The sequence below is a fragment of the Rhizobium sp. WSM409 genome (genome assembly GCF_057653825.1).
Map to the genome: position 1 here is coordinate 79,626 of NZ_JBYGKP010000006.1, position 26,276 is coordinate 105,901.

The 26,276-nt window shown below is 60.7% G+C and carries 30 protein-coding genes and 1 pseudogene; 26 read left to right on the forward strand and 5 right to left on the reverse strand.

Annotation, left to right across the window (positions count from 1 at the left end; genetic code table 11):
- Nucleotides 1-16: 16 nt before the first annotated feature.
- Both AC25BC_RS34740 and AC25BC_RS34745 read right to left on the reverse strand, forming a co-directional pair.
- Nucleotides 17-637 carry a helix-turn-helix domain-containing protein gene (locus tag AC25BC_RS34740; RefSeq protein WP_128439003.1) on the reverse strand — a complete coding sequence of 207 codons (621 nt, stop codon included), beginning with the start codon at nt 635-637 and terminating at the stop codon, nt 17-19.
- On the reverse strand, nt 627-812 hold the full coding sequence (locus tag AC25BC_RS34745; protein WP_128439002.1) for a hypothetical protein: 186 nt from the start codon (nt 810-812) through the stop codon (nt 627-629). The genes AC25BC_RS34740 and AC25BC_RS34745 overlap by 11 nt, the downstream gene beginning before the upstream one ends.
- A gap of 428 nt (nt 813-1,240) precedes the next feature.
- Here AC25BC_RS34745 and msuE point away from each other — a divergent pair, with 428 nt between their 5' ends.
- The 7 genes and pseudogenes from msuE to AC25BC_RS34780 all read left to right on the forward strand — a co-directional run bounded on the left by msuE (nt 1,241) and on the right by AC25BC_RS34780 (nt 4,225).
- Complete coding sequence (gene msuE, locus AC25BC_RS34750) at nt 1,241-1,801, forward strand: FMN reductase (RefSeq protein ID WP_128439000.1); 561 nt, start codon at nt 1,241-1,243, stop codon at nt 1,799-1,801.
- A gap of 10 nt (nt 1,802-1,811) precedes the next feature.
- The gene (locus tag AC25BC_RS34755; protein WP_128438999.1) at nt 1,812-2,009 is read left to right on the forward strand and encodes a hypothetical protein; all 198 of its coding nucleotides are present in this window, start codon (nt 1,812-1,814) and stop codon (nt 2,007-2,009) included.
- 134 nt (nt 2,010-2,143) lie between these two features.
- Nucleotides 2,144-2,320 (forward strand): hypothetical protein, encoded by a 177-nt coding sequence (locus AC25BC_RS34760; protein ID WP_017997704.1) that lies wholly within the window; start codon nt 2,144-2,146, stop codon nt 2,318-2,320.
- A 13-nt stretch (nt 2,321-2,333) separates the two neighbouring features.
- On the forward strand, nt 2,334-2,483 hold the full coding sequence (locus AC25BC_RS34765; RefSeq protein ID WP_017997703.1) for a hypothetical protein: 150 nt from the start codon (nt 2,334-2,336) through the stop codon (nt 2,481-2,483).
- Between the two features lie 70 nt (nt 2,484-2,553).
- The gene (locus tag AC25BC_RS34770) at nt 2,554-3,135 is read left to right on the forward strand and encodes an RBBP9/YdeN family alpha/beta hydrolase (protein WP_128438998.1); all 582 of its coding nucleotides are present in this window, start codon (nt 2,554-2,556) and stop codon (nt 3,133-3,135) included.
- A gap of 11 nt (nt 3,136-3,146) precedes the next feature.
- Nucleotides 3,147-3,455, forward strand: coding sequence for a hypothetical protein (locus AC25BC_RS34775; RefSeq protein WP_003555672.1), 309 nt, complete (start codon nt 3,147-3,149; stop codon nt 3,453-3,455).
- A 3-nt stretch (nt 3,456-3,458) separates the two neighbouring features.
- Nucleotides 3,459-4,225: pseudogene (locus AC25BC_RS34780) on the forward strand (gamma-glutamylcyclotransferase).
- A gap of 24 nt (nt 4,226-4,249) precedes the next feature.
- Here AC25BC_RS34780 and AC25BC_RS34785 read toward each other — a convergent pair.
- Genes AC25BC_RS34785 through tauA form a run of 3 tightly spaced genes read right to left on the reverse strand, consistent with a single transcriptional unit; the run spans nt 4,250 to nt 6,959 of the window.
- Nucleotides 4,250-5,104, reverse strand: a complete 855-nt coding sequence (locus tag AC25BC_RS34785; protein WP_128438996.1) for an ABC transporter permease subunit — start codon at nt 5,102-5,104, stop codon at nt 4,250-4,252.
- Entirely contained in the window at nt 5,101-5,889 is a 789-nt protein-coding gene (locus AC25BC_RS34790; protein ID WP_003555669.1) for a taurine ABC transporter ATP-binding protein, read from the reverse strand. The genes AC25BC_RS34785 and AC25BC_RS34790 overlap by 4 nt, the downstream gene beginning before the upstream one ends.
- A 56-nt stretch (nt 5,890-5,945) precedes the next feature.
- Nucleotides 5,946-6,959: a taurine ABC transporter substrate-binding protein gene (tauA, locus tag AC25BC_RS34795; RefSeq protein ID WP_003555667.1), complete on the reverse strand. Its 1,014-nt coding sequence runs from the start codon at nt 6,957-6,959 to the stop codon at nt 5,946-5,948.
- 216 nt (nt 6,960-7,175) lie between these two features.
- Between tauA and AC25BC_RS34800 the strand changes: the two genes are divergently transcribed.
- From AC25BC_RS34800 to AC25BC_RS34890, 19 genes are all read left to right on the forward strand, one after another.
- Entirely contained in the window at nt 7,176-8,537 is a 1,362-nt protein-coding gene (locus AC25BC_RS34800) for an FAD/NAD(P)-binding protein (protein ID WP_128438995.1), read from the forward strand.
- Nucleotides 8,538-8,739: 202 nt separating this feature from the next.
- Nucleotides 8,740-9,432 (forward strand): GntR family transcriptional regulator, encoded by a 693-nt coding sequence (locus AC25BC_RS34805; protein ID WP_128438994.1) that lies wholly within the window; start codon nt 8,740-8,742, stop codon nt 9,430-9,432.
- A 410-nt stretch (nt 9,433-9,842) separates the two neighbouring features.
- A complete protein-coding gene (locus tag AC25BC_RS34810; protein ID WP_128438993.1) occupies nt 9,843-10,445 on the forward strand; it encodes an amino acid synthesis family protein in 603 nt (200 codons plus the stop codon).
- 14 nt (nt 10,446-10,459) lie between these two features.
- Nucleotides 10,460-11,305, forward strand: coding sequence for an alpha/beta fold hydrolase (locus tag AC25BC_RS34815; protein WP_128438992.1), 846 nt, complete (start codon nt 10,460-10,462; stop codon nt 11,303-11,305).
- Nucleotides 11,302-12,237: a flavin reductase family protein gene (locus AC25BC_RS34820; RefSeq protein WP_128438991.1), complete on the forward strand. Its 936-nt coding sequence runs from the start codon at nt 11,302-11,304 to the stop codon at nt 12,235-12,237. The genes AC25BC_RS34815 and AC25BC_RS34820 overlap by 4 nt, the downstream gene beginning before the upstream one ends.
- Complete coding sequence (locus AC25BC_RS34825) at nt 12,234-13,274, forward strand: LLM class flavin-dependent oxidoreductase (protein ID WP_012760774.1); 1,041 nt, start codon at nt 12,234-12,236, stop codon at nt 13,272-13,274. Before AC25BC_RS34820 ends, AC25BC_RS34825 begins: the two co-directional genes overlap by 4 nt.
- A 4-nt stretch (nt 13,275-13,278) precedes the next feature.
- Nucleotides 13,279-14,742, forward strand: a complete 1,464-nt coding sequence (locus tag AC25BC_RS34830; protein WP_128438990.1) for an aldehyde dehydrogenase — start codon at nt 13,279-13,281, stop codon at nt 14,740-14,742.
- Nucleotides 14,743-14,747: 5 nt separating this feature from the next.
- Nucleotides 14,748-15,071, forward strand: coding sequence for an NIPSNAP family protein (locus AC25BC_RS34835; protein WP_128438989.1), 324 nt, complete (start codon nt 14,748-14,750; stop codon nt 15,069-15,071).
- Nucleotides 15,072-15,119: 48 nt separating this feature from the next.
- The gene (locus AC25BC_RS34840) at nt 15,120-16,130 is read left to right on the forward strand and encodes an ABC transporter substrate-binding protein (RefSeq protein WP_003555659.1); all 1,011 of its coding nucleotides are present in this window, start codon (nt 15,120-15,122) and stop codon (nt 16,128-16,130) included.
- Between the two features lie 112 nt (nt 16,131-16,242).
- Nucleotides 16,243-17,115, forward strand: a complete 873-nt coding sequence (locus AC25BC_RS34845) for an ABC transporter permease (protein ID WP_017997692.1) — start codon at nt 16,243-16,245, stop codon at nt 17,113-17,115.
- 1 nt (nt 17,116) lies between these two features.
- The gene (locus AC25BC_RS34850) at nt 17,117-17,917 is read left to right on the forward strand and encodes an ABC transporter permease (RefSeq protein ID WP_003555656.1); all 801 of its coding nucleotides are present in this window, start codon (nt 17,117-17,119) and stop codon (nt 17,915-17,917) included.
- Nucleotides 17,914-18,993, forward strand: a complete 1,080-nt coding sequence (locus tag AC25BC_RS34855; RefSeq protein ID WP_128438988.1) for an ABC transporter ATP-binding protein — start codon at nt 17,914-17,916, stop codon at nt 18,991-18,993. The genes AC25BC_RS34850 and AC25BC_RS34855 overlap by 4 nt, the downstream gene beginning before the upstream one ends.
- Before the next feature lie 10 nt (nt 18,994-19,003).
- Nucleotides 19,004-20,458 (forward strand): NAD-dependent succinate-semialdehyde dehydrogenase, encoded by a 1,455-nt coding sequence (locus AC25BC_RS34860; protein ID WP_128407482.1) that lies wholly within the window; start codon nt 19,004-19,006, stop codon nt 20,456-20,458.
- Nucleotides 20,459-20,674: 216 nt separating this feature from the next.
- Complete coding sequence (locus tag AC25BC_RS34865) at nt 20,675-21,556, forward strand: glycine betaine ABC transporter substrate-binding protein (protein ID WP_128438987.1); 882 nt, start codon at nt 20,675-20,677, stop codon at nt 21,554-21,556.
- Between the two features lie 100 nt (nt 21,557-21,656).
- Entirely contained in the window at nt 21,657-22,274 is a 618-nt protein-coding gene (locus AC25BC_RS34870; protein WP_003555652.1) for an ABC transporter permease, read from the forward strand.
- Between the two features lie 10 nt (nt 22,275-22,284).
- Complete coding sequence (locus AC25BC_RS34875; RefSeq protein WP_128438986.1) at nt 22,285-22,926, forward strand: ABC transporter permease; 642 nt, start codon at nt 22,285-22,287, stop codon at nt 22,924-22,926.
- The gene (locus AC25BC_RS34880) at nt 22,923-23,855 is read left to right on the forward strand and encodes an ABC transporter ATP-binding protein (RefSeq protein ID WP_003555649.1); all 933 of its coding nucleotides are present in this window, start codon (nt 22,923-22,925) and stop codon (nt 23,853-23,855) included. The genes AC25BC_RS34875 and AC25BC_RS34880 overlap by 4 nt, the downstream gene beginning before the upstream one ends.
- 14 nt (nt 23,856-23,869) lie before the next feature.
- Nucleotides 23,870-24,949 carry an LLM class flavin-dependent oxidoreductase gene (locus AC25BC_RS34885; protein WP_128438985.1) on the forward strand — a complete coding sequence of 360 codons (1,080 nt, stop codon included), beginning with the start codon at nt 23,870-23,872 and terminating at the stop codon, nt 24,947-24,949.
- Nucleotides 24,946-26,265 carry an LLM class flavin-dependent oxidoreductase gene (locus AC25BC_RS34890; RefSeq protein ID WP_003555647.1) on the forward strand — a complete coding sequence of 440 codons (1,320 nt, stop codon included), beginning with the start codon at nt 24,946-24,948 and terminating at the stop codon, nt 26,263-26,265. Before AC25BC_RS34885 ends, AC25BC_RS34890 begins: the two co-directional genes overlap by 4 nt.
- Nucleotides 26,266-26,276: the final 11 nt, after the last annotated feature.

The window sequence follows — 26,276 nt, forward strand, 5'->3', positions numbered from 1 at the left end:
GGGGCTCTTTTTTGCGTTAGACGCGAACGTCTTCGAGATAGGTCGTAACCAGGTAGAGGATTGCTTCCGTTCCCGTCATGTTTCGGTAGATATGGGGCACGTCTGCATCGAAGATGATGGCGTCGCCTTCACCCAGGATATGCGGTGCCTGCTTGCCGGCAATGATTTCGACGGTTCCTTGGGTAACGACCAGATTTTCGACTGTTCCATGCTGATGGGCATCGGCACTTTCTGTATGGTGCGGAGCGATCCTGAGCTCGTAGAATTCCACCTTCCTTTCGCCTTCGAAGGGGAAAAGAGCCCGTGTCCGGAAGCGCCCTTCGGAAGAGGCGAGGATCTTCGATCTTGCTCGCGGTACGGCAATGATCGAGGTTTCGCCGCGTTCGGCGATCAGTGCGGCGCACGGAATACCAAGAGCAAGTGCGATCTTCGAGAGAATGCTTAACGTCGGGCTGCTTTTACCCGTTTCGATTTGCCCGAGCATGGCACGGCTGACACCGGCGATCTTTGCCAGCCGGTCCAGGGAGTAGCCGCGGCGGGTGCGAATGCGCCGCAGATTCTGTCCTGTCTGAACCGTGATCTCCTCGGCGGTGTCTCTGGCTTCGCCGTCGGGAAGAAGCGCTTGATCAGACGCCATATCCCGCAATGCCCATTGCCATGACCGGGACAAAACCCCAATAGGGCACCCACATCAGAACCGGCTGCATCGTAAAGGATACGGGTGCGGCCCCCTTAAAGGCATCGGGCGCATCTTTGCTGCGCGATTGCCGGTATGCCTGGAAATCGATGACATCAGCAGTCTGCACTGGCATGAAAAGCTCCTGCTAAAATCTATAAGAAGCGTATATTTTCCGCAGGGAAAAGGCAGGGCTTGTCATCCAATCATTCCGCTGAACCGGAAATCTTATACCAATTATATTCGACCTTGCGGCAAAGCCATTTATGGCGGGCAGTTTGCAAGAGCTCTCGCCGGGCTCGAGACATCACGATGCCGCCCGCATCAGCGTCTCCAGAAGCAGCCGAACAAGTCGCCTCCCTGCCTTTCTTCCCGCACGCGCGATCGCAGATGCCGAAGCGGCCGCCAGATCGTCGATCGCTTGTGACGATCGCCATACAGCTTATGCGTGCCCGAGCGGCGGCGAACGTTTTTTTCAACCAGGCGAAGAAGGAGAGACGCATGTTTCTTTAATCTATCAATTTTGTAGACAATAGTTGAGGCAACACAAAGAGAGGAAAAACCATGTCAGCTTTCAAACTCGTCGGCATTGCTGGCAGCTTCAACCGTCCATCGAAGACATTGGCACTCGTTCGGCATGTCGCCGAACGTGCGAGCATTCGCTACGGATTTACCAGCAAGACCTATGATCTCAATGATGTTGGTCCGTCGCTCGGCAGCGCCTTGTGGCGCAAGGATCTCGACGCGCAGGCCAGGCATGTCGTCGACGAGATCGTGCAGGCCGATGCCCTGATCATCGGCTCGCCAACCTACAAGGGCTCATATCCCGGCCATTTCAAGCACCTGATCGACCTGATCGACCCCCACGAACTTCGGGGCAAGCCGATTATCATCACGGCGACCGGCGGCGGTGACCGGCATGCGTTGATGGTCGAGCATCAGCTTCGGCCGCTGTTCGGGTTTTTCATGGCCCACACCTTGCCGACCGCCGTTTATGCGTCCGATCGCGATTTCACAGACTATGCGGTCTCATCCGACCCGCTGTTGGCCCGGATCAACGACGTGATCGGCGAGTTGGCGGCCTTCTTTCCCCGCGCAAACCCCGCGTTGGCGGCAGCCGAGTAGGAGTGCCGCGATGGCTCGATCTCAGGAAGCAACGATCACCGATGCGGAACGGCCGGGGCCAAGCGAGCAATTGTGGAGCGTCTTCGAATTCGCCCGACGATATCGTCTCGCCAAACGCGAGGAGAACCGCCTGTTGATGCTTTTCGGACCGACGGCATCGCTTCACGTTCTTCTCGCCAATGCGCAACGTCACTCGCTGATTTCGTAGAGCAATTCCAACAAAAGTGTACAGCGGTTTTGCGTCCGGAATTGCATGAAAACAAAGAGATGAGCACTTCCGCAATTCGAAGAAAAACGGAAATGCTCTAACCGAAGAATACCGGTTCCTGACAGGAGGTTCGCATGAAGCTTGATTTTCAGTTCTGGCTGAAGCTCTCGATCGGCCGGTTCCTCGGCCTGAAGCCGCCCGCTGCACGGGAGCCGGTAAACGGATTGTTCGCGCGGGACGACGAGCGCGACCGGTCCGCGCGCGAATACGAACTCCATTATTGGGGCACCATGCCCGGCCTTTGGTATTGAGGAGAACGGCGCGATGGCGATTGTCGTTGAGACCGACCTGCGTCGGGGCGGTGCGAGAAGAGCGGAAGGCAGCGTCATGTCGCATTTCAGGCATGCGGCCGGAATCTGCACGATCGTCAGCTCCTTCACATTCCTGTTCGCCCTGGTGATCGGGTGGATCTGATGAGTGATGTCCGATGTTTGCCCCAATCGGGAAAAAGGCCGACGCGCAGCTTCAAAGAGGAAGCCGTCAGATGATCGACGTACTTATTCTTCCCGGGCTTTTCGGCTCGGGAGAAGGGCATTGGCAACAGCATTGGCTGCAGGATCAGCCGGGCAGTCGTCTAGTCGCTCAGGACGACTGGGACCATCCGAACCTTGACAACTGGCTGCTGCGATTGGAAGGCGCGCTTGAAGAGGCCGGCGAGGCCTATCTGGTTGCCCATAGTCTCGGATGCCTGCTTGCCGCCCGCTTGGCCGGGCGAAGTGCAGCGCGGCGCGTCAAGGGAGCATTGCTCGTTGCTCCATGCGATCTGCCGGCCACGGAAAACCTGCATCCCGGGCATATCTCGTTTGGCGCCATGCCGACGGCGCCTTTGCCTTTTCCGAGCATCGTCGTCGGCAGCATGAACGATGCCTACATGACGGTCGATCGGTTGACCCTGTTCGGTCGTTTGTGGAACGCCGAGACCAGGAATATCGGCCTTGCCGGGCACATCAATGTCGCCAGCGGCTTTGGCCGCTGGCGCAACGGCTACCGATTGCTGGAGGGCTTGAAGACGCAAACGCGCGGTCGAAGGCATGTCGTTTCCATGCCGCCGGCTTTTGCTATGTGAGTGGAATCGCCATGTCCGACATTGTCGCCGATCTGCTGCGCCTAAGCGAAGATCCGAATGCCGACCCGAGGACCAAGCGCCGCCAAACCATGGAGCGGCTGGTGCAGACGCTGCTCGCCATGGCAGATACCGAAATGGGATCAGAAGATCCGCAGCACCGCCATTCCATCATTCATTTGACGACGATCATCCGCGAGATGACGGGAAGGATTGCAGAGGCCGATGATGCGACGTTTTCGGCAATCGTCAGGGAGGCCGCGATGCTGATACGCAGCCTGCAGCGGCGCCAGGCCGACGCGGCCAGATTTACGGTGCACTGACGCATGACGGATATCCGGGAGCATAAGCTGGTGACGGTCCGGGGAAGCAAACTTTTGCTGACCGGATCAACAATGGCTCTGACGGACGAGCTCGTATCGCTGAGCCTTCGCCCCGCGATCGATGTCGGCCCGGAGCCACACCGAAAACCACTGACCGAAGCGGAGGTGGAGATGCTCGCCAACCGGCTTCTCCAGGAGTTACCGGCGCGCCGCTTTGGATCTTCGCCTATGGATCATTGATATGGAAGCCGGACTTCGATGCCGTCGAATCGCAGCATGGCGCGACAAGAGGGTGGCATCGCTCCTTCTGCCTGCAGATGACCCGCTGGCGGGGAACGCGGTCCCAGCCGGGCCTGATGATGGCACTTGATCGCGGTGGACGATGCAACGGCGTCGTCTTCAGGCTTGCCGATGATGACCGCCTTGGCCAGATTCGGCGGTTGATCCGCCGTGAGGTCGGCACGATCGAAGACGCAGCGACGGTGCGCTGGATCCCGGTCGCAACCGCGCATGGGCTGGTGCGTGCGCTGGTCTTTTGGGCTGGTCCGAAAGGCGAGCGTGTTTCCCGCAAATTGCCGCTGGAGACGGTGGCGCAGGTACTTGCGAGAGCCTGCGGGCACATGGGCTCCTGTGCCGAGTATCTGTATCTGACGGTGAAACATCTGGAAGAACGTGGCATCCGGGACCGCAATTTATGGCGGCTTCAGAAGCTGGTCGCAGCCGAGCTCGTCGCCATACACGGGCTGAATGCGGCGGCGGGAAACCATTGAATATCGCTCCCTGCCGCCCTCCGGTCAGAGCTTGCCCTTCCAGGGCACGAGGTACGCCTCCAGAAACCGGATTGCGGCCGAGAAGGTGAACGCGCAGATCGCGATGATGCCGATACCGACGAAGACGACGTCGGTCGCCAGGAACTGTGAAGCCGACATGATCATGAAACCAATCCCGCGCGTGGAGGCGATCAATTCAGCTGCAACCAGCGTACCCCAGCCGACACCGAGCGCAATTCGAATGCCGGTGAGAATCTCCGGCAGGGCCGACGGCAGCACGATGTCCAGGAAGAGCTGCAGCCGGCTAGCGCCCAGCGAACGCGCGGCATTGACGCGCTCGATCGGCAGCGCACGGACGCCGGCCTGGGCCGAGAGGCAGATCGGTGCGAACATCGCAAGCACCAGCAGCGTGATCTTCGACGTCTCGCCAATGCCGAGCCAGATGATCATCAGCGGCAGGTAGGAGAGCGGCGGAAGCGGCCAGTAGAATTCGATCGGCGCGTCGAGCACCCCTTTTGCCCATCGGTTCAGGCCCATGAGCAATCCGAGTGGGATGCCGGCGGAGACGGCGATCAGGGCGGCGACGACGATGCGGAACAGGCTTGCAAAAACATGCTCGGACAGCGACGCACCTGCGTAACCGTCGCGATAGATGGCGCCGATCTGTGTCAGCACCTCGTCAGGACGCGGCAGAAACAGGTGTGGAACGACACCGAGCGCAGAGACGATCCACCACAGCAGCAGTATGGCCAGCGCTGTCGCAATGCTGATGGCCACAGTCGATTTCTCGCCGGCTCCAAAGCCCGCCATTTTCACCAGCTTGACCTGATGGTCCTCTCTACCCGCCGCAATCGGCGGTGCCTGCACTATATCGCTCATGCGGCGCTCCTGAGGTCTTCGGTGCTGTGGAGAATGGCGCGGATCTCCTCGCGCAGCTCGGCAAATTGCGGTGACGCCTTGATTGATCGGGCGTCGCCGGTTTCGGCGAAGCGGCGAACGAAATCCAGATCGAAGCGTGCCACGACGCGCCCCGGTCGAGGTGACATGACCAGGACCTGCGTGCCCAGGAACAAGGCCTCTTCGATCGAGTGCGTGATGAAGAAGACCTTCTTTGCCGTCTTATCCCAGATGGAAACCAGCAGTTCCTGCATCTGCTCGCGCGTCAGGCTGTCGAGTGCGCCGAACGGCTCGTCCATCAGCAGGATGTCGGGATTTGTTGCCAGAGCCCGTGCGATGCCGACACGCTGGCGCATGCCGCCCGACAGCTCGTAGGGAAAAGCGCCGGCGAATTCGTCGAGACCGACGAGCCGGAGCAGCTCCAGGGCGCGCGCTTGGCGCTCCCTGCGCTTGACCCCGGCGAATTTCAAACCGAGCGCGACATTGTCGATCACCGATTTCCAAGGCAGCAGCGAGTCTTTCTGAAAAACGACGCCGCGATCTGCGCCGGGTTGTTCGACCGCGCGGCCATCGAGCGTGATCCGGCCATCCGAAAGCGGAAGGAAGCCGGCAATCGCGTTGAGAAGGGTTGATTTGCCGCATCCTGACGCCCCGAGTGCGACGACGAAACCCCGTTCGGGAATATCGAAGGAAACGCGATCGAGCGCGTGAACGGTCCGCCCGTCGCGGGCTGCGAAGAAAACGCTGGCGTGATCGACTTTAAGCATGTTGCCGCTCGCAAGTTCGATGCCGGCGCGGTAAGCCGCGCCGGCGCTGGGGAGGATCAGTTGCTGACGCCGGTGAGGGCATCTGCGGTGACGAAGGCGCCGTAATTCGCCTGTACATCGGAAACCTTGCCCTGTTCCTTCAGGAACGATGCCGTGTCCTTGAGAATCTTGCCGGCACCTGCCTTTTCGCCGCCGCCGAGCCAGGCGTCCGATGCCTGGACCTCAGGTGTCAGAAGCGTGAGGTTCTTCAGGGCCGATGCCTGCTGCTCAGCTGTTCCGCCGAGAAGCTTGGCAAGTGATTTGGCGTTGTCGCTGTCGGGACCCCAGGCGGATTTGTCCGATGCGAAGGAGGCGTAGTATTTGTTGATGACCGAAGCGAAGCCCTTCAGAAAGTCCGGGTTGTCGGCGGCAAATTTCGAGGTCGCGACCCAGGCCGAGAATGTCGGCGCACCCTTGTCTGCCACGTCCTTGGAGGTGACGAGAACCTTCCCGTTCTTCTTCAGTTCGGTGAGCGCCGGATCCCAGACGAAGCCGCCATCGATATCTCCGCGGTTATAGCTGGCGACGATCTCAGGCTGAGGGATTGCGAAGACCTGAACGTCTTTTTCGGTCAGGCCCAGCGATTTGATCAGCGCCAGCAGCTGATAGTGGTCCGTGGATACCGGTGCAGCAGCAAGCTTCTTGCCCTTCAGATCATTCAGGCTTTCGATGCCGGAACCGTTGCGGACGACCAGAGCCTCGTCGATGCCCGAGATGGAGGCGAGGTAAAAGGCCTTGACCTCGAGCCCGCGTGATACCGCAGCCGCAAACGGGCTGGAGCCGACATAGCCGATCTGGACGTCACCGGAGGCAATGGCCGCAAAGATTTCGGCGCCCGAATTGAACCTGCGGAAGTCGATGTCGTATCCCGTCTCCTTGGCGAATTCGCCATTGGCGATCGCCACGGAAGACGGCAAGGCGTCGGTCTGATAGGCGACAACGACCTTCTTGTCCGCCGCTTCGGCGACAACAGCCGTTGCAAAAGTGCCGACGCCGACGGCGATCGCGGCAACCAAATTCCTGAAATTCATCTTGAGCCCCTTTGTTCAGGGCCGGACGGCCCTTGATCTCACCCTCAAAAGCGTAATGGTTGGGGAGGGGCTAGCGGGAGAAATAACAAACTATATTTATAGACAATAGAGATAATTGTTTCGTGATTCTGCCGCTTGTGCGATCAACAGGGACCGGCGAGCGACATTGGCCTTGAATGACGAAATATCTCGATGACGCTCTGAGCTTCAGGGAGAATGTATTTGGCATATGATGTTATCGTGGTCGGTTCCGGTTTTTCAGCGATAGCGGTTACCTGCAATCTCATCGAGCAGCTTCCCGCTTCGGCGAAGGTCGCCGTCGTCGGCGACGATCCTGGTTTCGGCCGCGGGACGGCTTACCGGACGGAGCTCTATCTCCATCGCCTCAATGTTCCGGCCGGCCGCATGAGCCTTTTGCCGCATCAACCCGACGACTTTGTCGACTGGCTTAAAAGCCATGGCCGTCCGTTGCAGGCCGGCGATTTCGCCTCGCGCAGCGATTATGGTCTTTATGTCCGCGATACGCTTGCACGGTTGCTTCGAAAGCGGGACGGCCGTTGCCGGGTCGATTTCATCAAGGCTAAGGCAGCGGGATGCGTGGAACGTTACAGCAGCACGCTGGCCTTCCATCTCGGCAACGGTGACGAGATTGCCGGGAAGACCGTGGTGCTCTGCCTCGGCGTCGGGAACGCGACCCTTCCGGTCGCTCCGGACGGAATTCCGCCATCGCTGCGATCTCGGATCATCGAGAACCCGTGGCGGCTTTCGTGGCTGAGGCGCGTCGCACCATCCGATGCGGTGTGTATCCTCGGATCCGGCCTGACGATGATCGATCAGGTGCTGGCGCTTCGCGCCCATGGCCACCGCGGCAGGATCGATGTGCTTTCGCGGCGCGGGCTCGCACCCCTCGGGCACGCTTGGAAGCCGCCAGTGCCTCTGCCGATCGACGTCGAGAAGCTTCCGGATACGATCAGCGGCATATTGAAGACCCTGCGGGGAAAGAGCAGGACGGTTGCCGACTGGCGAGCCGTGATGGACGGTCTGAGGCCTGCAACGCAAGCTCTCTGGCAACGGCTTTCGGGCGAGGAACGTGCACGATTCCTCAGGCATGCGCTTCCCTGGTGGAACATCCACCGTCACCGGGTCGCGCCTGACGTGTTCGACAGGTTTGAGAAGCTGGTCTTAGACGGAACTGTTCGTTTCCACGCAGGCTTCATGAAATCGCTCGGGGCCGAGGAGGGCCGGCTTGTTGCCGGCTACAGGGTCAGAGCGGCGCGCGAGATCGCCGAGATCCGGGCGAACTGGCTCGTCAATTGCACGGGAATGGAGCGGGCCGGGATCAGTCATTCACCGCTTTTGAAGGAAATGAGCCGCTTCGAGTTGATTGCCCCCGATCCTCTTGGCCTCGGGATCCAGGTGGATGCCGCTTCCGAGGTGATAGCCCCGTCCCGGATATCGCCGGCCCGACTATTTGCGGTCGGTGCCCTGACGGCGGGGCAATTCTGGGAGATTACCGCCGTTCCGGATATCCGGGTGCAGGCCAAGGCCGTGGTCGAAGAGATCGTTTCAAGAGGCTAGCTCCCGACGTGTCGGCAGCAGATCAAAGGTGCTGCAACGTCCTTTGCGCGTCTGAAAAGGCGAGCGGCGCTATAGGTCGGCACAGCGCTTGTTGAATTGCCGGGCGCCGACAGCTACAGTATCTGGTACGCCATAATACGATTCTTGCATTCGGCTGCCGCGGCGGAAGTTGAGCGTGCAAAGTCCAACACTGAGGTACAGAATGAGCGGCGCTCTAAAGGACGCAATTAGAGTCGAGCGTCCTGCAAAGACCTTGCGGGAATTGGCGCTCGACAAGGTCCGCGAAGCCATCGTCAACGGATATTTCCGTCCCGGAGATCGCCTTGTCGAGCGTGACCTCTGCGCCCAGCTCGGCGTCAGCCGAACAGTCGTGCGCGAGGTTCTGAGGCATCTGGAATCGGAAGGGCTTGTCGCCAATCTGCCGAACAAGGGGCCGATCGTCGCGCAGCTCGACATCGGGGAAGCCAAGCAGATCTATGAGATCCGTGGCGCGCTGGAAGGCATGGCGGCGCGGCTGTGCGCGGAGCGCCGCAGCCCCGAGATCGTCGCTGCGCTGGAGGAATCTCTGGCCGGGATCCGCAACAGTTACCGCGATAACGATATGGCGGCTGTGCTGACGAACACCTCTTCCTTCTATCATACGCTGTTCACGATGGTTGACAGGAACGTTGCCTGGGGTGTCGTCAATCTTCTCACCGTGCGCATCAACCACCTGCGCTCGATGACGATCAAGACGGAGAGGCGCGGCATCGAAGGCCCGCTGCAGATGTCGAAGATCGTCGACGCCATCCGCCGCGGCGACGGCGAGGGGGCTTACCGGGCGGCGATGGATCACGTCGCCGCCGCGAGCGCGATTGCCGAAGCGGTGCTGTCGGGGAAGAAGCTTGCCGACTAGGCACGAGCGGCCCGTGCCGCTTCCCCGCAGGCCTGGCAAAGCGCTCATCTCAGCTGTCGATATCACTCCATTCGCGATGATGTTCCGCACAATTTAGCGGAACCCATACTCCGCGCTTGACACCCAACTTTGTCCAATGTGATGGTATGCCATATTAAGTAATATGTAAGGCGGTAGCATGGACTGGGATGACCGTGACTTCTGCACTCGGCCTGCCTCCACGGGCGCCGCCATGTCGTTTGTCAGCTGACAACGCGCTGACGGGAAGAAAGCGCTGCCCGGTGGGTCGAAGGGCGCACGCGCGGCAAATCGAAAAACTCGCCTTGGCCTAAACTGCTCCTCGAGGGAACCAACTTGACACTCATATATTATGGTATACCATAATACGAAATTGAGAAATGAGGTGCTCGATGGCCATTCAAATTCGCAAGACGGGACTGCAGATCGAAACGACGCTGATCGAAGGCGGCAAGGCCGCGGCGGTTCCGCTGAAGCTGTTTACCGCCTTCGCGGTCGTGAAGAATCCCTGGGCCGGTCGCGGCTTCGTCGACGACCTCAGGCCCGAAATTCACGCAGGCGCTCCGGTGCTCGGCGAGTTGCTGACCAAGATGATCATCGATGCGGTCGGGTCCGGCGAAGCTGTCGAAGGATATGGAAAGTCCGCTGTCGTCGGCCTGGACGGCGAAATCGAACACGGGTCCGCGCTTATCCACACGCTGCGTTTCGGCAATTTCTATCGCCAGGCCGTCGGCGCCAAGTCCTATCTCGCCTTCTGCAACACACGTGGTCCCGCCAATGCGCCGATCATGATCCCGCTGATGGACAAGAACGATGAAGGCCGCCGTTCGCACTACCTGACCATCCAGACGTCGATCCCCGACGCGCCTGCTGCCGACGAGATCGTCGTTGCTCTCGGTGCTTCGATAGGCGGGCGCCCGCATCACCGCATCGGCGACCGCTACCAGGATCTGAAAGACCTGGGGCAGGACGTTGCCAATCCTGCGGGCGTTTGAAGGAGCGCTCTGAGATGCTGACGGCCGGATCGACCACACGCACCGCTGCAGCAACAAACGCCGCCGGTGCCTTGCCCCGAAAAAAGACGGCAAGTGGAACGGCCTATCACGAGGCCGGCAGCGGTGAGCCGTTGGTTCTCATTCATGGCGTCGGCATGCGGCTGGAGGCCTGGGCTCCGCAGATCGCATTCCTGTCTGCGGGCCATCGCGTCATCGCCGTCGATATGCCGGGACATGGCGAGAGCGCAAAGTTGCCGGCGGGCAGTCGGCTCGAGGAGTTCGTCGACTGGTTCGGACGCTTTCTCGACGAGATGGCAATCGACACGGCAAATGTTGCCGGACACTCGATGGGCGCACTGGTTTCAGGAGGGGCGGCCGTGACCCTTGGCGAGCGGATCAGCCGCGTCGCCTACCTCAACGGCGTCTACAGGCGTGATCCTGAAGCAAAGGCCGCCGTGCTTGCGCGCGCCGCGGCCATTCCGGTATCGGGCGTCGACAAGGAAGGCCCTCTGGCCCGCTGGTTCGGCGATGATGCAGACAGCGTCACTGCGCGTGAATTGACGCGAAAATGGCTGAACCTCGTTGATCCCCAGGGCTATGCCGTCGCTTACTCCGCCTTTGCGGGAGGAGACGAGACCTATGCTGACGGCTGGAAAGACGTGGCTGGTCCGGCCCTGTTTCTGACGGGGTCCGATGATCCGAACTCGACGCCCTTGATGGCGACGCAAATGGCAGAGCTTGCGCCGCAGGGCTACGCTCGCATCGTCGAAGGCCATCGTCATATGGTGAACCTGACCGCGCCTGATATCGTCAATTCGCTGCTCGCTGAGTGGCTGTCGTTCGGGGAGGATGAACGATGACAATCCAGACTGTCGACCCAAGAGCACTGCGAGATGCATTCGGGGCCTTTCCGACCGGGGTGACTGTCGTCACCGCCTGTGACGGGGATGGAAATCCGATCGGCTTCACAGCGAACTCCTTCACCTCAGTCTCGCTTAATCCGCCTTTGCTGCTCGTCTGCCTTGCCAAGTCGTCGCGCAATTTCGCCACCATGACCGGAGCACAGCACTTTGCGATCAACGTGCTTTCGGAAACGCAGAAAGACGTGTCGAACACCTTTGCTCGCCCGGTCGAGGACAGGTTTGCGGCGGTCGAATGGGCGAAAGGATCAGCAGGCTGCCCGATATTCTCAAGCGTTGCGGCCTGGTTCGAATGCGCCATGGAAGAGGTCATCGAGGCTGGCGACCACGTCATCTTGATGGGGCGCATCGAAGCTTTCGACAATAGCGGCCGCAACGGTCTCGGCTATGCGCGTGGCGGTTATTTCACGCCGACGCTCGCAAGCAAGGCGGTGTCGGCGGCAAGCGAAGGCAATATGGAACTTGCAGCCGTTGTCGAACGCCGCGGCGAGGTTCTGCTGCTCGGCGAAGATGTGCTCTCCCTGCCAGGTGTCGATGCCCATGACGGCAGTCCGACCGAGACGCTGCAAAAATACCTGGAAACGCTCACCGGGTTGAAGGTCAGCATCGGCTTTCTCTATTCGGTTTATGAGGGCAAGAGCGACGGCAAGCAGCACATCGTCTATCACGCCGTTGCCGGAGAGGGCGAGCCTGCCGGCGGCAGGTTCCTGAACCCTGACGCATTGGTTGCGGCAAAGTTCAAGACCAGTTCGACTGCCGATATCGTCAACCGTTTTGCGATGGAAAGCTCGATCGGCAATTTCGGCGTCTATTTCGGCGACGAGACCGGCGGCACTGTTCACCCAATTCCAGCCAAGGACGCAAAAGAATGAAGTTCTCCCTCTTCGTCCATATGGAGCGGCTCGACGCCAATCAAAGCCATAAGAGCCTCTACGAGGAATTCGTCGCGCTTTGCGAGATCGCCGACAAAGGCGGCATGCACGCGATCTGGACCGGTGAGCACCATGGCATGGATTTCACCATTGCGCCCAACCCGTTCGTGACCATTGCCGATCTGGCACGCCGCACATCGCGGGCACGGCTTGGAACGGGGACGGTGATTGCCCCCTTCTGGCATCCGATCAAGCTTGCCGGTGAGGCGGCCATGGCCGATATCATCTGCGACGGAAGGCTGGATATCGGTATCGCGCGCGGGGCCTATTCTTTCGAATACGAGCGTCTGTTGCCCGGTCTCGATGCCTGGGGTGCCGGTCAGCGCATGCGTGAGCTCATCCCGGCGGTCAAGGGCATATGGGCCGGCGACTACGCCCATGACGGGGAATTCTTCAAGTTTCCGTCGACCACGTCGGCGCCGAAACCGCTGCAGCAGCCGAACCCGCCCATCTGGGTGGCAGCGCGCGATCCGAACTCGCACGAATTTGCCGTCGCCAACGGCTGCAACGTTCAGGTGACGCCCCTCTGGCAAGGCGATGACGAGGTTCAGTCGTTGATGGAGCGCTTCAACGACGCCTGCGCCAAGCATCCCGAGATCGAGCGGCCCAAGATCATGTTGCTGCGCCATACCTATGTCGGCTCGTCGGCGGACGATGTCGCTCAGGCCGCCCATGAACTCAGCGTCTACTACAATTATTTCTTCGCCTGGTTCAAGAATGAGAAGCCGGTTACCCAGGGTCTGATCGAACGGATCCCGGACGACCAGATCAGAGCAAACGCCATGCTGTCGGACCAGGTCATGCGCACCAACAACGTCGTTGGCGATGCTGAGACCGTCATCGACCGGCTCAAGGCGTATGAAGCACTCGGTTATGACGAATATTCCTTCTGGATCGACACCGGCATGAGCTTCGAGCGCAAGAAGGCGTCGCTCGAACGCTTCATCACCGAGGTCATGCCGGCATTTCAGGAGTAACACCATGCGGCGTTTCCAGCACTATATCGACGGCGAATTTTCAGATGGCGAGGCCAGCTATCCGAGCATTGATCCGGCCTCCGGCGCGGTCTGGGCTGATATGCCCGAAGCGCGCGAGGCCGATGTCGACCGGGCTGTCAACGCGGCCGACAGGGCGCTTTACGACGGCCCATGGCCGAAACTGACGGCCACCCAACGCGGCAAGCTGCTTTACAAGCTGGCCGATCTGGTTGCCGCTAACTCGCAGATCCTCGCAGAACTGGAGACGCGCGACACCGGAAAGATCATCCGCGAAACATCGGCTCAGATCGCTTATGTCGCCGAATACTATCGCTACTATGCCGGCATCGCCGACAAGATCGAAGGCGCCTACCTGCCGATCGACAAGCCGGACATGGATGTCTGGCTTCGCCGCGAGCCGATCGGCGTCGTTGCGATGGTCGTGCCGTGGAACAGCCAGCTCTTCCTGTCTGCGGTGAAGATCGGACCGGCGCTGGCGGCCGGCTGCACGATGGTGGTCAAGGCCTCGGAAGACGGGCCGGCGCCGCTTCTCGAATTTGCACGGCTCGTGCACGAGGCAGGCTTTCCCGCCGGCGTAGTCAACATCATCACCGGTTTCGGCGCGTCGTGTGGCGTCGCCCTCGGACGGCACCCGAAGGTTGCGCATGTCGCCTTTACCGGCGGCCCTGAAACCGCCCGGCACGTCGTTCGCAACTCGGCCGAAAACCTCGCCTCCACCTCGCTTGAACTTGGCGGCAAGTCGCCATTCATCGTCTTTGCCGATGCAGATCTCGAGAGCGCTGCCAATGCCCAGGTCGCGGGGATCTTCGCCGCGACAGGGCAGAGCTGCGTTGCCGGATCGCGCCTCATCGTCGAACGCAGCGTCAAGGACAAATTCGTCGCCCTGCTGCGTAAGAAGGCGGAGGCAATCCGGATCGGTGCTCCGCTCGATATGGCGACCGAAGTCGGCCCGCTTGCCACCAAGCGCCAGCAGGACAATATCGGCGCCCTCGTCGCCAAGTCGATTGAAAGCGGCGCCCGGCTCGTCACGGGAGGGCGGAAGATCGACGGCGACGGCTACTATTTCCCACCGACGATTCTCGACTGCGACGATGTCGCCTCGCCCTCGCTCATCGAGGAATTCTTCGGGCCGGTCTTGTCCGTCGTGTCATTCGAGACGGAGACCGAGGCGCTGCGGCTCGCCAACGATACCCGTTATGGCCTGGCTTCCGGCGTCTTCACCCAGAACCTGACCCGGGCGCACCGGCTGATGAAGGGGCTGCGAGCCGGGATCGTCTGGGTCAACACCTACCGCGTGGTATCACCGATCGCGCCGTTCGGCGGTTTCGGCCTGTCGGGCCATGGCAGGGAAGGCGGCATGGCCGCAGCACTCGACTATACCCGCACCAAGACGATCTGGCTCAGGACATCGGACGATCCGATCCCCGATCCCTTCGTGATGAGGTAGCGCCGATGTTTTACGAAATCCGCACCTATCGGCTGAAGAACGGCACCATCCCGCAATATCTCAAGGTCGTCGAGGAAGAGGGGATCGAAATCCAGAAGAGCCATCTCGGCACGCTCGTCGGTTACTTCTTTTCGGAAATCGGAACGATCAACGAGATCGTTCACATCTGGGCCTTTGCGAGCCTGGACGACCGGGAGGCGAGGCGCCAGAGGCTTCTGGCCGATCCCCGGTGGCAGGGCTTCCTGCCCAAGATCCGCGATCTGATCGAAGTGGCGGAAAACAAGATTATGAAGCCAGCCAACTTTTCTCCCAGGAGCGAGGCGCACTGACGGCATAAGGCATACCCGTAGGACAAACCAGAACAAGGATAAGGGAACATGAAAACAACATTTGCTGTCGCGGCGGTTGCCGCATTCGTGGCTGTGTCCGTACCGGCGCACGCCGACAACATGGTCTTCTCGAGCTGGGGAGGAACGACCCAGGACGCGCAGAAGGCCGCATGGGCCAGCCCGTTCACGGAGAAGACCGGTATCACCGTCGTGCAGGACGGGCCGACGGATTACGGCAAGCTCAAGGCGATGGTCGAGGCTGGCCAGGTCACCTGGGACGTCGTCGACGTCGAAGGCGACTATGCCGCCCAGGCCGGCAAGAATGGCCAGCTCGAGAAACTCGATTTCTCGGTCATCGACAAATCCAAGCTCGATCCGCGCTTCGTGACTGATTACTCGGTCGGCAGCTTCTATTATTCCTTCGTCATCGGCTGCAATGCCGATGCCGTCACCGCCTGCCCGAAGACATGGGCGGATCTGTTCGACACGGCAAAGTTTCCGGGAAAGCGCACATTCTACAAGTGGTCGGCTCCCGGCGTGATCGAAGCGGCGCTGCTTGCCGACGGTGTGGCCGCCGACAAGCTCTATCCACTTGATCTCGACCGCGCCTTCAAGAAGCTCGATACGATCAAATCGGATATCGTCTGGTGGTCGGGCGGCGCACAGTCGCAGCAGCTTCTGGCATCCGCCGAGGCTCCCTTCGGCAGTGTCTGGAATGGCCGCATGACCGCGCTTGCGGCGAGCGGTATCAAGACCGAGACCTCATGGGAACAGAACATCACCGCTGCGGATTCGCTCGTCGTGCCGAAGGGTTCGCCGAACGTGGAAGCCGCGATGAAGTTCATTGCAATGGCGACTTCTGCCGAACCGCAGGCCGCCCTTGCAAAAGCCACCGGATATGCACCAATCAACGTTGACTCGGCCAAGCTGATGGATCCGGAGACGGCCAAGACCCTGCCGGATCAGCAGACGGCCAGCCAGGTGAATGCCGATATGAACTACTGGGCTGATAATCGCGATGCCATCGGCGAGAAGTGGTACGCCTGGCAGGCGAAATAGCCTGAAACTTGAGATGAACGGGTACGGCGAATGTTCGCCGTGCCCCCGCAGTGTCGGTGCCCGCTTGTCGGACCTCGGCGCCTGCGGAAATTGACGGGTGGGAAGGACTGTCATGTCGACATATAGCGATGCCTCCGCTGCAATTGCGCCCCTTCCAAAGGTGCGCAGGGCAACAGGTTTCGGCGGGGTGCTTCCGGCTCTCGCCTTCGTGACGATCTTTTTCATCGCGCCGGTGGCAGTGCTCCTGTTGCGCAGCGTGCTGGAACCCGTGCCGGGTTTTGGAAACTATGCGCAGCTGATCGGGTCCGCGACCTATCTGAAGATCTTCGCCAACACCTTCATCGTCTCAGGTCTCGTCACGGTGATTTCGCTGCTGATCGGATTTCCCGTTGCCTGGGCGCTGGCAATCATGCCCGGGCGCCTAACCTCGGTGATCTTTGCGATCCTGCTCCTATCGATGTGGACCAACCTGCTTGCCCGCACCTATGCCTGGATGGTTCTTTTGCAGCGCACGGGGCTCATCAACAAGATGCTGATCGGAATGGGGCTGATCGACAAGCCCCTGGCACTCGTCAACAACCTGACCGGGGTGACCATCGGCATGACCTATATCATGCTGCCCTTCATCATCCTGCCGCTCTACGGCGTGATCAGGAAGATCGACCCGTCTACCCTGCAGGCGGCGGCACTTTGCGGCGCCAACCGGTGGCAGTGCCTGACCCGTGTTCTGCTGCCCTTGGCAATGCCCGGCATGGCGGCTGGTGCACTCATGGTCTTCGTCATGTCGCTTGGTTATTTCGTCACGCCGTCGCTTCTCGGCGGCACCGCCAACATGATGCTCGCAGAGCTGATCGCGCAATTCGTGCAGTCGCTGGTCAACTGGGGCATGGGAGGTGCTGCGGCGCTGGTTCTCCTCGTGGTGACCCTGTTGCTTTATGCCGTGCAGCTGCGCTTCGTCGGCAACCAGAATCCGGGAGGGCGTTGACATGTTGCTCAATTTCGACCGTCTCGGCTGGTGGAAATACATCCTGCTGGCGATAACGCTTCTGACTGCGGCCTTCCTGCTGATGCCGATCGTCTTTATCGCGGCGCTCTCCTTCGGCTCCTCGCAGTGGCTGATCTTTCCGCCGCCCGGCTGGACGCTTCAATGGTACAGCGAGCTCTTTGCCGATCCGCGCTGGCTGGAATCGGCCTGGACGAGCTTCAAGATCGCGGTCATCGTGACTGTTCTGTCGGTGCTGCTCGGGCTCGTGACCTCCTTCGGGCTGGTGCGCGGTTCGTTCCTGTTCCGCGATGCGCTGAAAGCACTGTTCCTGACGCCGATGATCCTGCCCGTCGTGGTTCTTGCGGTCGCCCTTTATGCCTTCTTTCTGAGGATCGGCCTTGGCGGCACGTTGGTAGGCTTCGTCATTTCGCACCTCGTTCTCGCGCTGCCCTTCTCGATCCTCTCGATCTCAAGTGCGCTGGAGGGCTTCGACAAGTCGATCGAGGACGCGGCGGTTCTGTGCGGCGCCTCGCCTCTGGAAGCAAAGATCAGGGTCACCCTGCCGGCGATCAGCCATGGGCTGTTTTCGGCGGCCGTCTTCTCGTTCCTGACTTCCTGGGACGAGGTGGTGGTGGCAATCTTCATGTCCAGCCCGACCCTGCAGACGCTGCCCGTCAAAGTATGGGCAACGCTGCGGCAGGACCTGACGCCCGTTGTCGCTGCGGCGTCGACCCTTCTCATCCTTTTGACGATCCTCTTGATGGCGCTGGTTGCCGTCGTGCGTAAGGTACTGAAACAATGAAAGAACCGTTCCTTCAGATCCGCGGAATACGCAAGGAATACGGCCCGGTCGTCGCCGTCCACGACGTCAATCTCGACGTCCGGCGCGGGGAGTTCCTGACCTTTCTCGGACCGTCCGGATCCGGCAAAAGCACCACGCTCTACATCCTGGCCGGTTTTGAAACTCCAACGAAAGGCGACATCACGCTGGAGGGCAAGACCTTGCTCGACACGCCTTCGCACAAGCGCAACATCGGCATGGTGTTCCAGCGCTACACCCTGTTTCCGCATCTGACGGTGGGCGAAAACATCGCCTTCCCGCTGAAGGTGAGGCGGAAGTCCAAGGCCGAGGTCGACAGCAAGGTCAAGGAGATGCTGCGTCTCGTCAGGCTCGAAGGCTTCGAGGATCGCAAGCCTGCGCAAATGTCCGGCGGCCAGCAGCAGCGTGTCGCCCTTGCCAGGGCCCTTGCCTATGATCCGCCGGTGCTTCTGATGGACGAGCCGCTGTCGGCGCTCGACAAGAAGCTGCGCGAGGAAATCCAGCATGAGATACGCCGGATCCACCAGCAGACCGAAGTGACGATCCTCTATGTCACGCACGACCAGGAGGAGGCGCTGCGGCTCTCCGACCGGATCGCCGTCTTTTCCAAGGGGGTCATCGACCAGATCGGCACGGGGCCGGAACTCTATGCCAATCCGCGGACCCGCTTCGTGGCTGAATTCATCGGCGACAGCGACTTCATTTCATGCGACCTGCTGTCATCCTCCGATGGGCAGGCCACCATTTCGCTTGGCGGCGGAAGCGTCTTCAATGACATTCCGGTGCATGGAAAAGGAAGCTCCGGGACAAGGGCAGCCCTGATGCTGAGGCCTGAGCGCATTCGGTTGTCGCGAAACCAGGCGGCGGGAGCGGGTCTTGCCGCAACGGTCAGCGACATTACCTTCCTCGGCAATAATATTCACGTCTCGACCGAGACGGCGACGGGTGAGGCGCTGGCGGTTCGTCTGCCGTTTGGTCATGAGGCTATCGTCGGGCTCAGCCGTGGCGATATAGTCCATCTGAATTTCGATCCCGGTGCCGCTCACGTATTCTGTTGAAAGTTGTCATATGAAGCTCAATGATCCCTCGCTGTTCCGTCAGGCGTGCCCCATCGCTGATCGCTGGATCGAAGCGGAAGGCCGCAAGGCGGCGACGGTCCGCAATCCAGCCACAGGCGAGCCGCTGGGGGTGGTCCCCGATCTCGGTGCGGCGGAAACGGAAGATGCCATCCGCGCCGCGGTCATCGCCCAGAAGCTTTGGGCGAAGAAGACTGCCGGAGAGCGCGCCGCCGTTCTGAAGGCTTGGCATCGGCTGATGATCGAAAACCGCGACGATCTGGCGATGATCCTGACGCTGGAGCAGGGAAAACCGCTGGCCGAGGCCAAAGGGGAGATCACCTATGGTGCGAGCTTCATCGAATGGTTCGCCGAAGAGGCGAGGCGCATCAACGGCGAGGTCGTACCGGGACATCAGCCGGACAAGCGGATCCTCGTCCTGCGCCAGCCCGCAGGCGTAGTGGCGGCAATCACGCCCTGGAACTTTCCGAATGCGATGATCACCCGCAAGATTGGCCCTGCGCTTGCCGCCGGCTGTGCCGTGGTTCTCAAGCCGGCGCTGCAGACGCCATTCTCTGCCATTGCCATCGCCGTTCTCGGTGAGCGTGCCGGCCTGCCGCCGGGGCTTCTCAACATCGTCACGGGTGACGCAGCGGCAATTGGCGGAGTGCTGACGGCAAGCCGTGACGTTCGGGTTTTGACATTCACGGGCTCCACCCGGACGGGCGAACTGCTTTACCGGCAATGCGCGCCGACGATCAAAAAGCTCGGCCTCGAGCTTGGCGGCAATGCACCCTTCATCGTGTTCGACGACGCCGATCTCGACGCTGCCGTCGAAGGCGCGCTCATCGCCAAGTTCCGCAACAACGGTCAGACCTGCGTCTGCGCCAATCGGCTTTATGTTCAGGACGGCGTCTATGAGGCGTTTGCCGCCAAACTCGCCGCGGCGGTTTCGGGCCTGAAGGTCGGCAACGGTCTCGACCGTGACGTCGTGCTTGGCCCGCTGATCGACGACAATGCCGTCGCCAAAGTCGAAAGCCATATCAGCGACGCCGTTTCAAAAGGTGCCGGGATCGTCATAGGCGGCAAACGTCACGCGCTCGGCGGCCACTTCTTCGAGCCGACAATCCTGCGCGATGTCGCTGCCGGCATGCAGGTCGCGCGCGAGGAAACCTTCGGGCCGCTTGCACCGCTGTTTCGCTTCCGCGACGAAGAGGACGTCATCGAACAGGCAAACGACACCGAGTTCGGGCTTGCTTCGTATTTTTACGCTCGCGATCTGTCGCGGGTATTTCGTGTGGCCGAAGCGCTCGAATATGGGATGGTCGGCGTCAATACCGGTCTCGTCTCGACGGCTGAGGCTCCGTTCGGCGGTGTGAAGATGTCAGGTCTTGGCCGCGAAGGGTCGCGGCACGGATTGGACGAATATACCGAGCTTAAATATGTCTGCCTTGGCGGTATTGCCTGACCTTGACCGACCCTTGCGTCTTGCCGCAAACTGCCGGCGCTCAAAGGAGTTCGGGCTTGCTGATAAACTGTAGCTTCGTGATCGGACGGCCCAACCGTCCGGGAAGCGAGATTTTTCCAAGAAATCGACAAAATTAGTATGCAATCCCGCCCTCATCGCGATCGAAACCGCTAGAAGCAACTGAAACGAATTCAGACCGCAAATTAGGGGAATACGATGCTTTTGAAGTCTTTAGCCGGCGTATTCGTCGGGGCCGTGTTGACTGTGCTTGCCGTCAGTCCCGCCCAGGCCGATGCAGTGAAGATAGGCAGCAAAAACTTCACCGAACAATTCATCGTCGCCGAAATCTATGCCCAGGCGCTTGAGAAGGCCGGTGTCGAAGTCGAGCGCCATCTCAATCTCGGTGCGACCCTCGTTGCCCATACCGCATTGACGAACGGCGATATCGATCTCTATCCCGAATATACCGGCACGGCGCTTGCCGCCGTCGTCAAGGGTGATCTTTCCGGCTCGGCCGACAAGATCTATTCCGACGTCAAGGATTACTACGAGAAGAACCTGAAGCTGACGCTGCTGCAGCCGACTGAGATCAATAACGGCTATGCGATCATCACGCTTCCCGAGACCGCCGAGAAATACAAGCTGAAGACACTTTCCGATCTCGGCCCCGCTTCCAAGGACCTCACCTTCGGTGCCGAAGGCGGTTTCGGCGAACGCAAGGACGGTCTGCCCGGTCTGAAGCAGGTCTATGGCATCCAGTTCAAGGAGTTCAAGATCTTCGCCAAGCTCGGCATCCGCTATAGCGCGTTGACCAGCAAGGATCTCGACGTTTCATATGGTTTTGCTACGGATTGGCAGATCTCGGATAACAAGCTCGTCGTGCTCGACGACGACAAGCATCTCTTCCCTCCCTACTATCTCGTGCCCGTCGTGCGCCAGGACACGCTTGCGAAGAACCCGAAGATCGCCGAGGTGCTGAACAAGATCAGCCCGCTGCTCAACAACGAGAACATGCGTGGCCTGAACGCCAAGGTCGACCGCGACAAGGAAGAGCCGGCCGATGTCGCCGCGGAATTCCTGAAGGCGCAGGGCATCTGATCTCAGGAAGCGACAAGTTTCGCTTTTCCTGAGCGCGAAATGCGGCGAAGCTTGAGGCTTCGCCGCATTGTCATGATCGTGCCGACAGGAATTTATCGTCTTGAACTGGGCTCCCAAGCATATTCCGGAAATTGCGCTCGCGGTCTGGCAGCATCTCGTGCTGTCGGTTTCCTCTGTGCTGATCGGCCTTGTCATCGCGCTCGTGCTCGGGATCATCTGTGCGCGCCGTCCGCGGCTCTATGCCTTCGCGCTGACCGTGACGAACGTCATTTTCGTGATTCCGAGCCTGGCGCTCTTTGCGCTGTTGATCCCCTTTGTCGGTCTCGGCATGGAGCCGGCGCTGATCGGTCTTTCGTCCTATTGCCTGCTGATCCTGTTGCGCAATATCGTCACCGGTATCCGCGGCGTTCCCGCAGATGTGCTCGATGCCGCCGACGGCATGGGTTACGGCCCATGGCAGCGGCTTTTCCGCATCGAACTGCCGCTCGCCTTGCCGCTGATCGTCTCGGGTGCGCGAATTGCGCTCGTCACCGTCATCGGCATCGCAACCGTTGCCGCCTTCATTGATGGCGGCGGGCTCGGCACCATCATCCTGATCGGCATCGATCAGGAATATGCCGAGAAGATCCTGGTCGGCGGCATCCTGACAGCGCTTCTCGCGGTGATCTTCGATCTCATCTTGACCCAGGCCGAAAAGGCCCTGGTGCGCTGGCAATGAGGACCATTCGATGCTGAGCACCGCCTTCTTCTGGATCGTCGATCATCAAAACGAATTCTATCGTGCGCTCGGCCAGCACCTGTTGATGTCGGGCGTGTCGCTGGCGATCGCGCTTCTCATCGCGCTGCCGCTGGCAATCCTCATCGTCAATCACGGCCGTTTCGCCTTCGGCGTCATCAATACGATCAATGGTCTGAGAACCGTTCCGAGTCTTGCGATCCTCGCCATCATGATGCCGCTACTTGGGATCGGCATCATGCCCTCGATCGTGGCGCTGACTGTGCTTGCCTTGCCGCCGATCTTGCTCAATGCCTATGTCGGCCTTCGCGACGTTGATCCCGATGCGGTGGAAGCGGCAATCGGTATGGGAATGGATCGTGGCCAGGTGCTGCGCAAGATCCGTATCCCGCTTGCCGCACCGGCCATGTTTGCCGGCACGCGCACCGCCGCCGTGCAGGTCCTTGCCGGGGCAACACTTGCGCCCTTCATCGGCGGCGGCGGGCTCGGCGATTTCATCGCGACCGGTATCGGCATGATGGACATGTCGCGGCTGCTGGTCGGCGCCGTGCCGATCGCGATCCTGGCGCTCGCCACCGAATTCATTCTCGGCCGTGCCGAGAAAATCCTGTTTGCAGAAAGAGCCGCCGCATGATCCGGATGGAAAATGTCACCAAGCGTTACGGCGAAGGTGCGGCGCCCTCGGTCGACAGGCTGACGCTCGATGTGCCAGAGGGCTCGACGGTGGCGCTGATCGGCCCATCCGGCTGCGGCAAGACGACGACGATGCGCATGATCAACCGGCTGATCGAGCCGACTGAAGGCCGCATCCTCGTCAACGGCGAGGACGTCACCAAGGCCGATCCCGTGCAGCTTCGCCGCCACATCGGCTATGTGATCCAGAATGTCGGCCTCTTCCCGCATATGACGATCGCCGAGAATATCGCCGCCGTGCCGAACCTGCTCGGCTGGGAGCAGAAACGGATCGCGGCGCGCACCAAGGAGCTGCTCGACCTCGTCGGTCTCGATCCGCAGGAGATGCTGAAGCGCTATCCGCGCCAGCTTTCTGGCGGTCAGCGCCAGCGCATCGGCGTTGCCCGTGCGCTTGCGGCAGACCCTGCCGTGCTTTTGATGGACGAGCCTTTCGGCGCCATCGACCCGATCGCCAGAGCGCGCCTGCAGGACGAGTTCAGGCAGATCCTGAAGCGTGTCAGAAAGACCGTGGTTCTGGTCACCCACGATCTCGACGAGGCGATCCGGCTCGGCGACCGCATTGCCATCATGCGCGCCGGCAAGATCGTGCAATATGATACGCCGGACGCGATCCTCTCCGGTCCGGTCGATGAATTCGTCGCGAATTTCGTTGGAATCGACCGTGCGATCAAGAGGCTCAGCCTGTTTTCGGTCGCCGACGCGGCCCTGACAGGAGCGCCGTCGGCTCCGGCTGCCACGGTGGCGGCAAATGTCAATCTGCGCGATGCGCTGTCGCTGATGGTCGCTGCCAACAGCGACGTGCTCGCCGTCGTCGATGGCAATGGTACGGTCACCGGGCATCTGACGCGTGACACCATCTTCTCGATCTGAAGGCAGGAAACACGATGCATCTCGGCTTTTCCCTCACACCCTTCGGTCATCATCCGGCAGCCTGGCGCAACGCCGGAACGCCTGGGCATCTCGGTTTCGACTCGCTGCTTTGCCAGATTGCAAAGGCCGAGGAGGCGGGTTTCGATTTTGTCCTGCTCTCCGACCGACTTGGTGCTCGACCGGTCGATGATCTCTCGCCGATTGCCACACCCTTCGAGCCGACGACGCTGGTAGCGGCTCTTGCGACGAAGGCGCGCCGGATAGGCTTCCTGGCAGCTGCCGCAACCAGTCAGCACGAGCCCTATAATCTCGCCCGGCGCTTTGCCACGCTCGACCAGATCAGCGGCGGGCGAACGGGCTGGGTCGCACTTCCCGCGTCAGGCGATTTCGAGCGCGACCAGGAATATCTAAGGCTTGTCGGCGCGCTGTGGGACAGTTGGGAAGACGACGCCTTCATCTACGACAAGCAGCAGGGCCGCTTCTTCGAGCCAAGTAAAATGCATGTGCTCAATCACAGGGGCAAGCATTTCACGGTGCGCGGACCGCTCAACGTCAACCGCTCACCGCAGGGCAAACCGGTTATCGCTCAGTTCTTGAGCGGAGGAAGCAAAACGCTGGCCGCGCACAGCGCTGAAATCGTCCTGCTTCAAGATAGGACATTGGAAAGTGCAAACGACACGGCGGCCGACTTCGTGCGCGTGCTCGAAGCGACTGGGCGACAGCGGCGGGACGTCCGGATACTGGCAAATATAGTGCCGATCATTGCCGAGACGTCTGAAGCGGCGCACGCGGCAAGCGATGCGCTTCGATTTGGGGAGGCGGAGCGGGCGAGCCAACCACTTTCCGCGTCACGTCTGGTCGGCACGCCAGCCGAGATTGCCGATACGCTTCAGCGGTGGTTCGAAACCGGCAACCTGGACGGTTTCACTATCCTGCTGCCGACATTGGGAACGGCCGATCTCTTCCTTGCCGAAGTCGCTCCCGAATTGCAGCGGCGCAGCTTGACCGGCAAAATTAAAGCTGGTTCGACGCTACGCGAATATCTCGGCCTGCCGCGTCCCGCCCATCCTAATGCAGTGGAGCGTGCATCATGAGCGGCGATCGCAAGATGAGACTGGGCGCCTTCCTGATGGCCGGCGGCCATCATATCGCAGCGTGGCGTCACCCGCTCGCGCATGCTGAGGCCGGCGTCGACATCGACCATTTCATCGCGCTTGCTCGGATCGCCGAGCGCGGCAAGTTCGACATGATCTTCGTCGAGGACGCCGCCGCGATACGCGAGCGCAACCCTGATATGGCAAGCCAGGCTGCCCGCTCGACCGCCTTCGAGCCCTTGAGCCTGCTCGCGGCCCTTGCGGTCAACACCTCCCATATCGGTCTCGTCGCCACGGCGTCGACAACCTACAACGAACCCTACGGCCTTGCCCGCACCTTCGCCTCGCTCGACCAGCTGAGCGGCGGCAGGGCAGGGTGGAACCTCGTCACCTCGGCAAGCGAACTCGAAGCGGAGAATTTCGCCAGCAGCGGCCTTCGCCCGCATTCGGAGCGTTACGAGCGCGCCGAGGAGTTTGCCGATGCGGCTCTTGCGATCTGGGACGGCGTGGAAGACGGAGCCTATCTGCCACAGGGCGGCACGAAATTCGCCGATCGCGCCAAGCTCCATCCGCTGAATCATCACGGCAAGCATTTTTTTGTCGAGGGCCTGCTCGAAAGCCCGCGCTCGCCGCAGGGACGGCCGATCATGGTGCAGGCCGGCGCTTCCGACGTCGGCAAGGAGCTTGCCGCTCGCACCGCCGATGTCGTCTTTGCCGCTTCACAGACGATCGGCGAGGCCCAGGCATACTATGTGGATGTGAAATCGCGGCTTGCTAAGTACGGTCGCCGGAGCGGCGACGTCAAGATTATGCCAGGCATCTCGCCGATCGTCGGCGCCACCGAAGCGGAAGCCAAGGCAAAATTTCGCGCGCTGCAGGAGCTGATCCCGGATGCTGTCGGCGTGGCGCTGCTCGCAAGTTATCTGAGCATCCAGGACCTTTCCGCCTATCCGCTCGACGGACCACTGCCTGACATGCCGGAGACCAATCTCATCCAGAGCCGCCAGCAACTGATCATTGATCTCGGCAGGCGCGACAATCTCTCGATCCGCGAGCTTGCCCGCCATTTCGCCGGCGCGCGCGGCCACTGGCAGGTCGCCGGTACGCCTGCCCAGATCGCCGATGCGATGGAAGAACGGTTCAGCCAGGGTGCTGCTGACGGCTTCAACGTTATGGCGCCTATCTTCCCCTCGGGGCTCGATGATTTCGTCACGCTTGTGGTGCCGGAGCTTCGCCGTCGCGGACTTTTCCGTGAAGACTATGAAGGCCGGACCCTGCGCCAAAATCTCGGTGTCGGCGCGCCGGCCAAACGATAATGTGAGACGAC

Coding starts and splice junctions, on each gene's coding strand:
- AC25BC_RS34815 (WP_128438992.1), top strand. CDS start 10,460: ATGCTGACGGCCGGATCGACCACACGCACCGCTGCAGCAACAAACGCC.
- AC25BC_RS34840 (WP_003555659.1), top strand. CDS start 15,120: ATGAAAACAACATTTGCTGTCGCGGCGGTTGCCGCATTCGTGGCTGTG.
- AC25BC_RS34860 (WP_128407482.1), top strand. CDS start 19,004: ATGAAGCTCAATGATCCCTCGCTGTTCCGTCAGGCGTGCCCCATCGCT.
- AC25BC_RS34785 (WP_128438996.1), bottom strand. CDS start 5,104: ATGAGCGATATAGTGCAGGCACCGCCGATTGCGGCGGGTAGAGAGGAC.
- AC25BC_RS34845 (WP_017997692.1), top strand. CDS start 16,243: ATGTCGACATATAGCGATGCCTCCGCTGCAATTGCGCCCCTTCCAAAG.
- AC25BC_RS34885 (WP_128438985.1), top strand. CDS start 23,870: ATGCATCTCGGCTTTTCCCTCACACCCTTCGGTCATCATCCGGCAGCC.
- AC25BC_RS34835 (WP_128438989.1), top strand. CDS start 14,748: ATGTTTTACGAAATCCGCACCTATCGGCTGAAGAACGGCACCATCCCG.
- AC25BC_RS34830 (WP_128438990.1), top strand. CDS start 13,279: ATGCGGCGTTTCCAGCACTATATCGACGGCGAATTTTCAGATGGCGAG.
- AC25BC_RS34770 (WP_128438998.1), top strand. CDS start 2,554: ATGATCGACGTACTTATTCTTCCCGGGCTTTTCGGCTCGGGAGAAGGG.
- AC25BC_RS34765 (WP_017997703.1), top strand. CDS start 2,334: ATGGCGATTGTCGTTGAGACCGACCTGCGTCGGGGCGGTGCGAGAAGA.
- AC25BC_RS34745 (WP_128439002.1), bottom strand. CDS start 812: ATGCCAGTGCAGACTGCTGATGTCATCGATTTCCAGGCATACCGGCAA.
- AC25BC_RS34855 (WP_128438988.1), top strand. CDS start 17,914: ATGAAAGAACCGTTCCTTCAGATCCGCGGAATACGCAAGGAATACGGC.
- AC25BC_RS34820 (WP_128438991.1), top strand. CDS start 11,302: ATGACAATCCAGACTGTCGACCCAAGAGCACTGCGAGATGCATTCGGG.
- AC25BC_RS34850 (WP_003555656.1), top strand. CDS start 17,117: ATGTTGCTCAATTTCGACCGTCTCGGCTGGTGGAAATACATCCTGCTG.
- AC25BC_RS34760 (WP_017997704.1), top strand. CDS start 2,144: ATGAAGCTTGATTTTCAGTTCTGGCTGAAGCTCTCGATCGGCCGGTTC.
- AC25BC_RS34875 (WP_128438986.1), top strand. CDS start 22,285: ATGCTGAGCACCGCCTTCTTCTGGATCGTCGATCATCAAAACGAATTC.
- AC25BC_RS34800 (WP_128438995.1), top strand. CDS start 7,176: ATGTATTTGGCATATGATGTTATCGTGGTCGGTTCCGGTTTTTCAGCG.
- msuE (WP_128439000.1), top strand. CDS start 1,241: ATGTCAGCTTTCAAACTCGTCGGCATTGCTGGCAGCTTCAACCGTCCA.
- AC25BC_RS34880 (WP_003555649.1), top strand. CDS start 22,923: ATGATCCGGATGGAAAATGTCACCAAGCGTTACGGCGAAGGTGCGGCG.
- AC25BC_RS34740 (WP_128439003.1), bottom strand. CDS start 637: ATGGCGTCTGATCAAGCGCTTCTTCCCGACGGCGAAGCCAGAGACACC.
- AC25BC_RS34825 (WP_012760774.1), top strand. CDS start 12,234: ATGAAGTTCTCCCTCTTCGTCCATATGGAGCGGCTCGACGCCAATCAA.
- AC25BC_RS34890 (WP_003555647.1), top strand. CDS start 24,946: ATGAGCGGCGATCGCAAGATGAGACTGGGCGCCTTCCTGATGGCCGGC.
- AC25BC_RS34810 (WP_128438993.1), top strand. CDS start 9,843: ATGGCCATTCAAATTCGCAAGACGGGACTGCAGATCGAAACGACGCTG.
- tauA (WP_003555667.1), bottom strand. CDS start 6,959: ATGAATTTCAGGAATTTGGTTGCCGCGATCGCCGTCGGCGTCGGCACT.
- AC25BC_RS34805 (WP_128438994.1), top strand. CDS start 8,740: ATGAGCGGCGCTCTAAAGGACGCAATTAGAGTCGAGCGTCCTGCAAAG.
- AC25BC_RS34755 (WP_128438999.1), top strand. CDS start 1,812: ATGGCTCGATCTCAGGAAGCAACGATCACCGATGCGGAACGGCCGGGG.
- AC25BC_RS34865 (WP_128438987.1), top strand. CDS start 20,675: ATGCTTTTGAAGTCTTTAGCCGGCGTATTCGTCGGGGCCGTGTTGACT.
- AC25BC_RS34790 (WP_003555669.1), bottom strand. CDS start 5,889: ATGCTTAAAGTCGATCACGCCAGCGTTTTCTTCGCAGCCCGCGACGGG.
- AC25BC_RS34775 (WP_003555672.1), top strand. CDS start 3,147: ATGTCCGACATTGTCGCCGATCTGCTGCGCCTAAGCGAAGATCCGAAT.